The following is a 12702-nucleotide window of genomic DNA, read 5'->3' as shown; positions in this document are numbered from 1 at the left end:
TATCTGTGGAATTTTATATATCCACTTATTTTAATTAGATCTGACTAAAAATACTTCATACTCTCCCTTTCCTTGCTTAAAATATAAACAATTTGAATCGAGCATCAGTTCATGCAGTTTAAAATTCTTGCCGCTCAAGATCTAGATAGACTACAGCGACAACAGATTGCTGAGTTATGTTTTACAGCTTTTGATGAAGATCCTTGGAGTCAGTATGCCTTCATGCAAAAAGCTTCTCATCTAGTCGGTATGTTGGATGAAAAGATTGTATCGCACGCTCTATGGACGGATCGAATGTTCATTGTTAATGACAATATCAGTGTAAAAACTGCTTATGTTGAATATGTGACGACTGATGAAATGATGCGGGGGAAGGGGCTAGCATCACAGTTATTAAGATATTTGATCGATGCTTTAACGACTTGGGGTTATGAACTTGCTGCATTACAACCCGAAGATGATGCATTCTATAAAAAACTAGGCTGGATTTCTTGGTTGGGGGATTTATATATCAAACAAAATAGCTCTACTTATTTGACAGATGAGAATGAAATTCTGTTGTATCCATTAAGTGCTAAGCTGAAAGAATTACTATCACATCATACAGCTGATGATGCTATTTGCGCGGATTGGCGAGAGGGCGAGCTTTGGTAGTAATCACTGTATAGCGTATTAATATTGAATAAAATTATTTTAATTTAAAGACTGTATAAAGATAAGAATCGGTTGGTATTTCACTTCGATAATTTATAACTTTTCATAAATCTTAACGTTTTCTACTTTCCTCCTTGGCTGACAAGCCTATAATGATTGAGAATCATTCCAAATCTAATAAGGAAATAACATGTCGACCGATCAGCAATTTCCAACACCTGCCAACCTCGGTATCGCAGTATATTCAAATAATGCCGAAGCGATTGGTAACACACCTTTAGTCCGTATTAATCGCCTCATCAAAACAGGTGCAACGGTACTGGCAAAAGTGGAAAGCCGTAACCCTGCATTCTCAGTGAAATGTCGTATTGGTGCAGCGTTGATTGCAGATGCAGAAAAACGTGGTGTACTTAAAACAGGTATGCATATTGTTGAGCCAACCAGTGGCAATACAGGGATTGCTTTGGCATTTGTCGCAGCAGCAAAAGGTTATCCAATTACCTTAACCATGCCAGCTAGTATGAGTTTAGAGCGTAGAAAAGTACTGAAAGCTTTAGGCGCGAATCTGGTTCTGACTGATCCAGCCAAAGGTATGAAAGGCGCGGTAGATGAAGCCGTTCGTTTGGCCACTGAAAATCCAGAACAGTACTTCTTACCACAACAGTTTGAGAATCCAGCCAATCCACAAATTCATACCGACACCACTGGCCCTGAAATTTGGCAGGCAACCAATGGTCAAGTGGATATCTTGGTTGCTGGTGTCGGTACAGGTGGTACCATTACGGGGATTTCACGTTATTTTGAGCAAGTTCAAAATAAACCATTGTATTCAGTTGCAGTTGAACCTGCAGAATCACCAATCATCACGCAAACTAAACGTGGTGAAAGCATCACACCTGCGCCACACAAAATTCAGGGAATTGGCGCAAACTTTATTCCTAAGAACTTAGACTTGGATCTAGTGGATGAAGTGTTGCCAGTGAATAGCGCAGATGCAATTGAGTGGGCAAGAAAGTGCGCAACTCAAGAAGGGATTTTAGTCGGTATTTCAAGTGGTGCAGCATTAGCGGCAGCAGCGCAAATTGCTGAACGTCCTGAAAATGCAGGCAAAACTATTGTGGTGATTTTACCGGATAGCGGTGAACGTTATTTATCTTCAGTTTTATTTGAAGGTTTATTTGACGAAGCGTAATTTCGTGATTCAGCCCATAAAAAACCATGCTTGAGGCATGGTTTTTTTATTGATTTTAAAGCGCTTTCTTTAAGGTTTTTTCGTGGCGTTTGACCGAACGAGCATATTTCTTGGCTTTATGCCGTGTCCAGAAACTGCGTTCGTAGCCTGTTGGTCCAACATTGTAATAGGCGACCGCTTTAGACCAACTGCCAGCAGATCGATAGTAGGTCGAGAGCACATGTGCACCACAGTTAATATTGATATTCTCATCATAGAGATTACCAGGGCAAGACTGACGCCAATGGCTGGAAATAATCTGGGTTAAACCGATTGCCCCTGTTGGCGAACGTGCTGAACTGTTGTAATTCGATTCTTGGCGAATGAGCGCGGCAAGTAAAGTCGGGGATACATCATAACGCTCAGCACTTTGAATGATCATCGGCGATAAGCGATTGGCCGTAGTCGGAGAAACCGAATACGCATTTTGCAAACCTGAGGAAAGTTGGTTCGAGCGATTGGCAAAGGATCCGCTTAAACTGCTACATGCAGATAGACTGATTGCTAGCACAACAAGGCTGATCTTTAAAATGATTGTGGCAAACGCTTTAAAGGCCGCAAGTTGATCAGAAGAAGTCGATGTGATGTGCAAAACCAGAACCCGATACCAAACAGAAGTATAAGGATGGTATGCACTCAGTTTAGGGGAGTCAATAGGAGTTATTTTACGGTAATGAATGAATCAGAGTGGCCATAAAAAAGCCCCGACATCCTGTCGAGGCTTTCTCATATTTGGTTTCTTGCCGCCAACTCCTGTCAACGACCACGTCCTGTGTTTCTTGTTGTTCTGAATGAGACATCCTGTCTCTCTATACTTGATATATTAGTGAATTTAGCTCATTCGGTATATTCGGCAATCACCGCAGTTATTGTAGGTTTTTGCTTACATCAGAACTTTATAGCGCTTCTTTTAAGCTTTGTTCATGGCGTTTAACCGAGTTCGCATAGCGTTCAGCTTGCTGGCGCATATAGGGGCTTCGTCTGTAACCTGTAGGACCAACATTGTAATAACCGAGGGCTTTGGACCAATCGCCTGTGGATTGATAGTAATTCGCTAAGATGTAGGCACCACAATTGATGTTGACGTGTTCATCATATAAATCACCAGGGCAGAACTGTTGCCAGAATTTTGGGCGTACTTGGGTTAAACCCACGGCATCTGCTGAAGAGCGTGCGCGAGTTCTATAGCTAGATTCTTGACGAATCAGCGCAGCCAACAAATGTGGTGAAATATTATGGCGCTCAGCTGTTTGCAGAATGATGGGAGCAACCCGATTTGCGGTTGTTGGTGATACTGAAAAAGCATTTTGAATACCAGAAGATAGTTTTTGCGAGTGGTTAATACTGGGCCCTTTGGTACTGGTACAAGCAACGGTGAGATAAGTACTGAAAAAAATGAGTGCTAATTTGGCAAATGAGATTTGAAAATATGAAAAAGAAAATTTTTTGTGAATTATCATCGTGGAAAAATTTGACCGTCATCTATAAAACATGCGGATGGTAGGGAGCAAGTCGATGACAGTCAATGCAATCTATAGGGGTAAATCGTTTAGTTTTAGATATTAAGCCGAATAAAAAAGCCCCGACATCCTGTCGAGGCTTTCTCATATTTGGTTTCTTGCCGCCAACTCCTGTCAACGACCACATCCTGTGCTTCTTGTTATTCTGAATGAGACATCCTGTCTCTCTATGCTTGATATATTAGCGAATCTATCTCATCAGGGATATTCGCCAATCACCACAGTCACTGTAGGCTTTTACTTACAAAGTGCAAATTAGCGTTTCTTTAGAATCCAGCCGACCAACCTTTGTGCAATTGGCGCGCAGACCAATACGCTAGGAAAGGCAAACATCCACGCTACGATCCATGCTGACATCCACATGGCAAAGAAATGATCGATAAAACCGACTGCCTTTAATGTGGTGATGCCAGAGATTAAAAAAGACATCATGCAGGATAAAATCAATGGAAATAAAAGACTTGCTGCTTTCACGTGATCATCACTCCTTGATATGCACTTAAGCTCAAAGCAAAATTTTGTCCAAACAACTGAGCGGTTTTGATATCGCCAAAATCAAAAGCATTTTCCGCACTGGCATGTTCAGCTTGTGCCATAAGGCCAGACCATGACCCGAGACGATTAGCCGCTTGCGTATAAGGAACACCTTGATGTTGCTCAGGTAAAATAGGATTACCGACCCATATCATACCGTGTTGCATCGCAAAGGTGAAAAGTGAAATCAGTGTAGATTGCTTATCACCTGAGGGTAGCGAGGAAACGGTAAATCCTGCAGCTAACTTTCCTTTAAATGCTTGTTTTTTCCATAAAGGTCCTGTGGCATCCATCAACTGTTTCAATGTGCCTGAGACACCACCCAAATAGGTTGGTGAACCCCAAATCAGTCCATCATAGTGACAGAGTAATTCAGGTTGTGATATTAGCTGTTCAGCGGTGAATAAATCAATTTTAAGCTGTGCAGCTTGTGTGGCACCGAGTTGAATCTGTTGGGCAATAAATTGAGTATGGCCCTGACGACTATGATAAACAATGGCAATGGATTTCATGGTTTGTTCCCTCAGTGAAACAGTACAAGCAATTGAGCGCTGAGATATAAACCGCAGCCGAAAATAGCGTGGTTAATCAGACTTCGTAGGCAATTTTGCAAAGGTTGTGCTGTTTTCGTTGACGCCATGCCTGCGCCCATAGCCGGTTGCATGATGAAAAAGGGAATGAGCACTGTAATCACCCCGAAAATAAAGGCAGAGATGAATTGTGGTTGCAATAACCATGCTTCGCCTACAATCAGGACAAAGCTGAATGCAAAGAGAATGCCGACACTGTAATGTGCCAACCAACCCAAGGCATATTCCCTTTGAATGGCAGGGCTTTGCGCAATCGATGCATGGATGAACTTGCCCCGAAACATCCAACCGACCCAACGACCCAGTAAGGCAAAATTTAAGCTTGGGAGGTGGAGTCTTTTTAACAGCAATAGCCACATATCCATCATTATTGTGGCCCCTATACCTAGGCAGAGGATTTGAAATAACAGTTCCGCAGTTTCCATTTTTTCACCTTGCTCTTTTTTGCATAAAACGCGATAAAGATAGTGTGCAAGTTCAAGTCAACTTGAAGTCAAGGGGTATTTATGGATATTGGAGAAGTGGCTAAACGGGGCAATGTGAGCACCTCAACCTTACGCTTTTACGAAGAAAAAGGCTTAATCAAATCAATAGGCCGTCATGGCTTACGCCGACAATATGGCAAGCATGTCTTGGATCAATTGGCATTGATTGCTTTGGGGCGGGCGGCAGGTTTTTCCCTCAATGAAATTGCGCATATGTTTGGGGAGGGTGGTCAGCCCGAATTGGACCGAGCCATGCTCAATGAGAAAGCAGAGCAACTGGAACAAATGACCCGACGTTTGCACTTTATCAGCCAAGGACTGAGACATGCTGCGGTATGTCCCGCAGAAAATCATATGCAATGCCCAACCTTTCAAAACTTTTTAAAAGCTGCGATTGCTGGTGAATATCATCCGATCAAGCTTTAATGATATTGAATGGAGCGGGTTTATTTTATTTATAGAGCCAAGCATGGCGTTACATTGTCATCTTTTCGCCATAAAGACTTCATTTTATTGCAGTAAAAGCGTCATAAAAACTTGTTTTAATTTGCCTAATTTTTTACCAAATGTATAAAACCATGAACAAGAAAACTTTATTGGCCTTATTCTGCTGTAGTGCTTTGGGTTTAACGGCTTGTAATAATGATGACAATAATCTAGATCAGAATACATCGACAGACAAAGTCACAGAACCCACGCTGATTTCTTTCGCCAAGCTTCCTGTCGCAACTTATGCCGCTGGACCAGATTCAGGTAAAGCGGTGAGTGGGGCCAATGGCATCTATCCACCTTTTAAAGGACAACCTGTACAGGGCTTTTCTGCTGCCTTAAAAAATGAGGATGGCAGTTATATGGCTATGGCCGATAATGGTTTTGGCACACAGGATAATTCAGCTGATTTTTTATTACGCATTTATAAAATCAAAGCCGATTTTAAAACCAAAAGTAAAGGTACAGGACAAGTATCCGTACAAAGCTTCATTCAGCTACGTGATCCCAATAAGCGAATTCCTTTTGAGATTGTGAATGGCAATACGGCAGAACGTTTATTGACAGGGGCAGACTTTGATCCTGAATCAATGCAACGTGCGCCAGATGGTACTTATTGGATTGGTGATGAATTTGGCCCATTCTTACTACATTTCTCAGCCGATGGTGTGTTACTCGATGCACCGATTGCTTTGCCAAATCCATTTAATCCGAGTCAAGAATTACGCTCTCCGCAAAACCAGCTGAATAAAGCCAATATCAATTATGTTGAGCCGTTGGTGGGGCGCAGTAGTGGTTTTGAAGGCATGGCAATTTCACCTGATGGCAAATACCTGTATCCGCTACTGGAAAAGCCATTGCTGAATGACTCGACAGGTCGGCTGCTGATCTCTCAATTTGATCTTCAGAAGAAAGCCTATACGGGTGTTTATTATTGGTTTGTACTGGATAGTAAAGCCACCAATATTGGTGACTTCCAGCTGTTTAATGACAAAGAAGGCATCATTATTGAGCGCGATGTGAGTCAAAATAATCTCGGTGGCCATAAGAAACTGATTCGGATTAAATTCAATGAGCCGAAGCAGGTGGTGGCACGCGAAGACTTGGTTGATTTAATCAAAATTGCCAACCCGAATGGGCTGTATGGCATAGCGCGTGATGGAGATATTGGTACAGGCAAGGTGTTTGCCTTCCCATTTGAAACCATTGAAGATGTGATTATTGAAAATGGCACGACTTTGACGGTATTGAATGACAATAATTTCCCAGGTTCATCGGGCCGTAATGCCAAACTCGCCGATGATAATGAAATCATTCAGATTCGCCTGCCTAAAGCATTATTTTAAACATTTGATAAAAATGGCCGAAATGATCATTCCGCATTTCGGTCGAAGGCGTATACTGATCGGGCATAAGGAGTCCTCATGTCTGAATCAGTGCTGCGCCCAACCCATATTGAATATGGTTCGAAATCGTTTACTGCGATTTTATGGTCATTGTTCTTTGCAGGTTTCGCGTCATTTTCCTCGTTGTACTGTGTACAGCCGATGATGCCGATCTTTGCAGAATTCTTTCATGTCACTCCGACCCACAGTAGTTTTCCTCTGTCTTTTTCCACCATTGCACTTGCGATTGGCCTGTTGTTCACTGGTTTTATTTCTGACCGTTTTGGGCGTAAACCCATCATGGTATGTGCCTTATTTCTGGTTTCGATTTTATTGCTGATCAGTGCTTCTTTTCCAATCTGGGAAATCTTTCTAAGTACCCGTGTTTTGATTGGTTTGGCGGTCAGTGGGGTTGCCGCTGTGGCAATGACTTATATCGGAGAGGAGATTGCACAGCAGGATATCGGCTTTGCCATGGGGCTGTATATCTCAGGTACGGCGATTGGTGGTATGGGGGGGCGTCTGATTGCAGGCGTTTTGGTTGATTTTATTTCTTGGCAATCGGCAACCTATATTATTGGTTTTCTGAATTTTGTGATTGCCTGCTTATTCTATCTGTTACTACCTAAATCACAGCATTTCAAACCATTTCCATTCCGATTTTCACGTTTTAAAGCAGCCTTTGAGCAAAATCTAAAAGACCCGAAATTACGCATTTTATTTGCCCAAGGTTTTATTCTAATGGGCTGCTTAGTCACGGTCTTTAACTATATCAGTTACCATTTATTAGAAGCCCCGTTTCATCTATCGCAAACATGGATTGGTCTGATTTCAATTGCCTATCTGGCAGGGATTTATAGCTCACCCAAAGCTGCGCAATGGGGCTTTAAATTTGGACGGGATAAAGTATTGCCAGTTTTACTGGTGATGATGATCATCGGCCTATTGATTACTTTGATTCCAGCGCTTTGGACCATCTTACTGGGTCTCACCATTTTTACCTTTTCTTTTTTTGCGGCACATTCGACGGCTAGCAGTTGGGTTTCGGTTCAAGCGGTTCAGTATCGGGCAGTGGCTTCTTCGCTGTATTTATTCTGCTATTACATGGGGTCGAGTTTATTGGGCAGTAGTGGTGGGTTGGTCTGGGAGAACTATGGCTGGACGGGAATAAATCTTATGGTGGCTGTGGTTTTAGCAATAGGGCTATTTTTAGCGTTGCGGTTAAAGGCTTTACTGATTCAGAAAGTTGATTAGTTTTTGTTTTTTAGATTTATGTTTTAAAGTTTTGAATCAATATAAAAAGATAAAGAAATAGAATGAAATTAGTTAAAAATATATTTATACCAGTGTTAGTCGTCCTTTCTTTAGGGATGAGCTTCTGTATAGGTGCTTTAACTGCGGGCTTTAATTATTGGTTTCAGCCCTTAGTCCACATGCAAATTTCAAATCACAGCGGGCAAATGATTAGTCAGCTGAAGCTACATGTGCAAACAGCAGGTGTGCAGCATGAGATCTTTTTCCAGCCCTTAGAAAATAACAAGACAATAGAAACGCAATTCTTTGTACAGGGCGAAGGTGGATATCAGTTGGAAGTGACACTTGCGAATGGTCAAACCGTTTCTGGAGGTAGCGGCTATATTGAGTCGGGTTATACGGTCAAAGAGGTGGTTCGATCAAATGGAATAACCACTACTGCTTCCTAGTTAGTTAAAACTTCAGTTTAATGCTCATATTTATATTTTGCTTAAACTTTATACAAATAATTTGTTATCCCCTTGTTCCTGAATGTTTTATAAACAGGGAAAATGAATGAAATTCATGTTAAAATGATCGGCTTTCATTTTAGGGGTTAAAATACCAGCAACCCCGATAAATGTCTCTCCTTCATCTGCTAGCCGAGATTCGCAAGCTATGTCTACTGCCTATACCATGCAGACTGCGCCTAAAGCGCTGTTTGATTACGACAAATATTGGGCGTCGTGTTTTGAACCCGCACCATTTTTGCCGATGTCACGAGAAGAAATGGATCTACTCGGCTGGGATGCATGTGACTTTATTTTAGTTTGTGGCGATGCCTATATTGACCATCCATCTTTTGTATCAGGTGTGATTGGGCGTGTACTTGAAGCACAAGGCTTCCGTGTCGGAATTATTGCGCAACCTGATTGGACCAATGTAGAGAGCTTCCGCGTTTTAGGTAAGCCAACCATTGCATGGGGTGTGACCGCAGGGAATATGGATTCAATGATCAACCGTTATACGGCAGATCGTAAAATCCGCTCTGATGATGCGTACTCACCAAATAATGAAGCGAATAAACGTCCAGACCGTGCAGCCACGGTTTACTGTCAGCGTTGTCGTGAGGCTTTTCCAGACGTTCCAGTCTTACTTGGTGGAATTGAAGGCAGCTTACGTCGTATTGCACATTATGACTATTGGTCAGACAAAGTCCGTCGTTCAATTTTGATGGACTCTAAAGCTGATTTGTTGATGTATGGCAATGGTGAGCGTGCCATTATCGACGTGATGCATCGTTTAGCCAAAGGTGAAAAAGTTCACGAGATCACTGATGTTCGTGGTACTGCATTTATTATTAATAAACATAATAAAAAATCGAAAGCAAAATTCGTTGAAATCGCCAGTAACGATGTTGATACCATTGGTCGTGTTGATCAGATCATCAATCCTTATGTGATGACTGAAGATATTGATGGCTGTGAAGTTGAAAAAGAAAAAGGCAACTCATTGGCGCAGTATCAAAACTTCCAAAAAGAATTTGTGGCAAATCCAATCGTACGTGAAGGCGACAATCTAGATCAAGATACGCAGATCGTACAGCTGAAACCTGCACCATCAAAAGCAATTAAACATAAATTACCACCACGCGAATTGGCTGTAATCCGTTTACCTTCTTATGAAGAAGTGGCTGAGGATCAGGTGCTCTATGCACATGCCAATCGTATTTTGCATCTAGAAACCAACCCTGGTAATGCGCGTGCATTGGTGCAACGTCATGGTGAGCGTGATGTTTGGATCAATCCTCCGCCAATTCCTCTGACCACTGAGGAAATGGATTATGTGTTTGATTTACCTTATGCACGCTTACCGCATCCAGCTTATGGCAATGCGCGTTTTCCAGCATTTGATATGATCAAATTCTCTGTGAATATCATGCGTGGTTGTTTTGGTGGTTGTACTTTCTGTTCGATTACCGAGCATGAAGGTCGTATTATCCAAAACCGTTCGGAAGATTCAATTTTACGTGAAATTGAAAAGATCCGTGATACTGCACCTAACTTCACTGGGATTATTTCGGACTTAGGTGGACCAACGGCAAACATGTACCGTTTGCATTGCCAAGATCCTGAAATTGAAAAGAATTGCCGTAAACCCTCTTGTGTTTATCCAGGCGTTTGTCAGAACTTGCATACAGACCATGCACCTTTGGTTCAGCTTTATCGTAAAGCCCGTGAAATCAAAGGGGTGAAGAAGATTCTGATTGGTTCTGGTCTACGTTATGATCTTGCAGTCCTAAACCCTGAATATGTGAAAGAATTGGTACAGCACCATGTCGGTGGTTATCTAAAAATTGCGCCTGAGCATACCGAAAATGGCCCATTATCGAAGATGATGAAACCAGGTATCGGGACTTATGATCGTTTTAAGCAAATGTTTGAGCGTTTCAGTAAGGAAGCAGGTAAGGAACAGTATTTAATCCCATACTTTATTGCCGCACATCCGGGTACCACCGATTACGACATGATGAATCTGGCGATTTGGTTGAAGAAAAATGGCTTCCGTGCCGATCAGGTACAGACCTTCTATCCATCGCCAATGGCAACGGCAACCACAATGTATTACTCAGGCAAAAATCCATTGTCTAAAGTGGCACGTTATACGGAAAATGTGGATATCGTGAAAGGCGAAAAGCGTCGTCGTCTGCATAAGGCATTCTTACGCTATCACGATCCAAACAACTGGCCTTTATTACGTGAAGCCTTGAAAGAGATGGGGCGTGTAGATTTAATCGGAAATTCAAAGCAGCATTTGATTCCAACGTATCAGCCACAAGGTACTGCTGAAGGTGAATATAAATCGGCACGTAAGAAGAATTCATCTGTCGCAGGGGATTCTGCAAAACGTGGTCAAGGCCAATCTCGTTCGCAGTCTGGTCAACAGCGTCCGCAAAAAGGACAGGTCTTAACCCAACATAATGGTTTACCACCACGTGAAACGGGTGAGAAAAGACCATTTTCAGGAAAGCCAAAGTCTAAAACCAAAGCACCTCGTTAATTGGGTATAGAAGAAGGCATGAGAGTTCATGCCTTCTTTTTTATGCCTAAATTATTATGTGATCACAATTTGATCGTAAAACTATCGCCCATAGAAACATAAACTGACAATAACGACTTGAATCTTGGCAAACGAATGATTATAAATAAAGTGCAGAGGGCTATTACGACTTTGGTCGTCTAGGAAAACACGATTAAAAAACTTAAGTTTGCACTGCAAAATGACTTTGCTATCGATGTTCTTGATTAAAAAAATTGGCATAAAGCCAAATGATTATAAAAAATCTAAAGGGATTAGTTAGAAATGTATTATTTTATAACAACAGTTGGGTTGCTGTTAATCACAGCACTTGCACTTCGTCGCTTACAACAAAATAGGCGTCAGGACAGTCCATTAAAACGCCGTGGTATTTTAAATATTGCGGAGCAAATTACCTTGATGCGTTTACAAGCTGTATTACCACGTCATACCGTGTTGGCGCATGTGTCTTTTGATGCTTTACTGACCACTAAATTTGCGCACACACGTCGGAAGTATCAAGGTTTAGTTGCAGATTTCGTCATTTTAGATCAGCAGCATCAAGTGCTTGCGATTATTGAGATTGCTGACGAATCTTATGTGAACCGCCTGCATCAAAAGCATTATCAAGATAGTTTACTTGAATTGGCAGGCTATCGTGTACTGCGTTATAGCAGCATTCCGACTGAACAGGAGCTCAGAGAAGATTTAGTGCCTGATTTGTTTGAGCCTACCGCTATTTCAGCGGCAGGTACCTCAGCATCAATGTCGCTGCCTAAAGCAGATCGAATGATGAAATATAATGAATTCGCATTTAAATCTTATTAATCTGGGCGAACCGCAGTGACTGTCATTTCAACCAAAACATCAGGTGTGTAGAGTTTAGATTCGACACAGGTACGTGCTGGGGGATGTCCCTCAGCAATCCATGCATCCCATACCGCATTCATGGCTGCATAATCTTTTTCGATGTCTTTTAAAAAGATCAGTACAGATAAAATATGAGTTTTATCTGTACCTGCTTCTGCCAATAAACGATCAATATTATCTAAGGTCTGCTGTGTCTGTGCGGTTACATCAACGCTGGTATCATCAGCCAATTGACCTGCTAAATGAACAAGATTTCCTGAAATTGCAACTTCGCAATAACGTGATGTGACATGAAGGCGTTGCACAGACATAGTGATTCCCAAATCGAAAAGTATAGTGGGGATTGTACTTGATGCCATTCAGCTGCAATGTAATTTTCTATAAATCAGGCTAAAAAACTTTCTATTTCCATTAAGTTACGATGTTTGAAAACCAAAATGCAGCGTTGTTGTGGGCAAATAATAATATTTCCCAGATTCAAAAACTGAATTTTGGCTTGCCGTAATTGATTCAGACAGCTTGCAATCGAGCTGTGTAAAGGACATAGCTGTTTAAGTTGCTTTAACGCTAAATAAGTCGTTTGGTACATGGTTTTTATTCCTTATCAATGCCGTGAAAAGGGGCGAAGACATT

The 12702-nt window shown here is 41.7% G+C and carries 15 protein-coding genes; 8 read left to right on the top strand and 7 right to left on the bottom strand.

Going from position 1 to position 12702, the window contains the following annotated elements; translation table 11 throughout:
- Nucleotides 1–111 precede the first annotated feature (111 nt).
- Together WA352_RS20615 and cysK are read left to right on the top strand one after the other, a co-directional pair.
- On the top strand, nucleotides 112–654 hold the full coding sequence (locus WA352_RS20615) for a GNAT family N-acetyltransferase (protein WP_005314656.1): 543 nt from the start codon (nucleotides 112–114) through the stop codon (nucleotides 652–654).
- Nucleotides 655–844: 190 nt separating this feature from the next.
- Entirely contained in the window at nucleotides 845–1846 is a 1002-nt protein-coding gene (gene cysK, locus WA352_RS20610) for a cysteine synthase A (protein ID WP_004802030.1), read from the top strand.
- A gap of 55 nt (nucleotides 1847–1901) precedes the next feature.
- Here cysK and WA352_RS20605 read toward each other — a convergent pair whose 3' ends face one another.
- The 5 genes from WA352_RS20605 to WA352_RS20585 all read right to left on the bottom strand — a co-directional run bounded on the left by WA352_RS20605 (nucleotide 1902) and on the right by WA352_RS20585 (nucleotide 4954).
- On the bottom strand, nucleotides 1902–2420 hold the full coding sequence (locus WA352_RS20605; protein ID WP_081401671.1) for a lytic transglycosylase domain-containing protein: 519 nt from the start codon (nucleotides 2418–2420) through the stop codon (nucleotides 1902–1904).
- Between the two features lie 361 nt (nucleotides 2421–2781).
- Complete coding sequence (locus WA352_RS20600; RefSeq protein ID WP_005314663.1) at nucleotides 2782–3345, bottom strand: lytic transglycosylase domain-containing protein; 564 nt, start codon at nucleotides 3343–3345, stop codon at nucleotides 2782–2784.
- Between the two features lie 315 nt (nucleotides 3346–3660).
- Complete coding sequence (locus WA352_RS20595; protein WP_004656444.1) at nucleotides 3661–3879, bottom strand: DUF2798 domain-containing protein; 219 nt, start codon at nucleotides 3877–3879, stop codon at nucleotides 3661–3663.
- Nucleotides 3876–4451: a flavodoxin family protein gene (locus WA352_RS20590; RefSeq protein ID WP_005314675.1), complete on the bottom strand. Its 576-nt coding sequence runs from the start codon at nucleotides 4449–4451 to the stop codon at nucleotides 3876–3878. Before WA352_RS20590 ends, WA352_RS20595 begins: the two co-directional genes overlap by 4 nt.
- Before the next feature lie 11 nt (nucleotides 4452–4462).
- Nucleotides 4463–4954: a DUF2938 domain-containing protein gene (locus WA352_RS20585; protein ID WP_005314678.1), complete on the bottom strand. Its 492-nt coding sequence runs from the start codon at nucleotides 4952–4954 to the stop codon at nucleotides 4463–4465.
- An 81-nt stretch (nucleotides 4955–5035) separates the two neighbouring features.
- On the opposite strand from WA352_RS20585, the gene WA352_RS20580 reads away from it, so the two are divergent.
- The 6 genes from WA352_RS20580 to WA352_RS20555 all read left to right on the top strand — a co-directional run bounded on the left by WA352_RS20580 (nucleotide 5036) and on the right by WA352_RS20555 (nucleotide 12027).
- Entirely contained in the window at nucleotides 5036–5440 is a 405-nt protein-coding gene (locus WA352_RS20580) for a helix-turn-helix domain-containing protein (RefSeq protein WP_005314680.1), read from the top strand.
- A 152-nt stretch (nucleotides 5441–5592) separates the two neighbouring features.
- On the top strand, nucleotides 5593–6849 hold the full coding sequence (locus WA352_RS20575; protein ID WP_171068193.1) for an esterase-like activity of phytase family protein: 1257 nt from the start codon (nucleotides 5593–5595) through the stop codon (nucleotides 6847–6849).
- Between the two features lie 78 nt (nucleotides 6850–6927).
- Nucleotides 6928–8142 carry an MFS transporter gene (locus WA352_RS20570; protein ID WP_005314686.1) on the top strand — a complete coding sequence of 405 codons (1215 nt, stop codon included), beginning with the start codon at nucleotides 6928–6930 and terminating at the stop codon, nucleotides 8140–8142.
- Between the two features lie 62 nt (nucleotides 8143–8204).
- Nucleotides 8205–8591 carry a hypothetical protein gene (locus tag WA352_RS20565; RefSeq protein ID WP_005314687.1) on the top strand — a complete coding sequence of 129 codons (387 nt, stop codon included), beginning with the start codon at nucleotides 8205–8207 and terminating at the stop codon, nucleotides 8589–8591.
- Nucleotides 8592–8799: 208 nt separating this feature from the next.
- Complete coding sequence (locus tag WA352_RS20560; protein WP_005314688.1) at nucleotides 8800–11181, top strand: YgiQ family radical SAM protein; 2382 nt, start codon at nucleotides 8800–8802, stop codon at nucleotides 11179–11181.
- A gap of 303 nt (nucleotides 11182–11484) precedes the next feature.
- On the top strand, nucleotides 11485–12027 hold the full coding sequence (locus WA352_RS20555; protein ID WP_004802049.1) for a DUF2726 domain-containing protein: 543 nt from the start codon (nucleotides 11485–11487) through the stop codon (nucleotides 12025–12027).
- On the opposite strand, the gene WA352_RS20550 is transcribed toward WA352_RS20555, so the two are convergent.
- Entirely contained in the window at nucleotides 12024–12380 is a 357-nt protein-coding gene (locus tag WA352_RS20550) for a RidA family protein (protein ID WP_004802050.1), read from the bottom strand. The genes WA352_RS20555 and WA352_RS20550 overlap by 4 nt on opposite strands.
- A 74-nt stretch (nucleotides 12381–12454) precedes the next feature.
- Nucleotides 12455–12658 (bottom strand): hypothetical protein, encoded by a 204-nt coding sequence (locus tag WA352_RS20545; RefSeq protein ID WP_005314689.1) that lies wholly within the window; start codon nucleotides 12656–12658, stop codon nucleotides 12455–12457.
- Nucleotides 12659–12702 lie beyond the last annotated feature (44 nt).

The sequence above is a fragment of the Acinetobacter sp. 102 genome (assembly GCF_037028485.1).
GTDB lineage: Bacteria > Pseudomonadota > Gammaproteobacteria > Pseudomonadales > Moraxellaceae > Acinetobacter > Acinetobacter higginsii.
The sequence above is the reverse complement of the archived record's forward strand: the minus strand, read 5'-3'. Positions and strand labels throughout refer to the sequence as shown.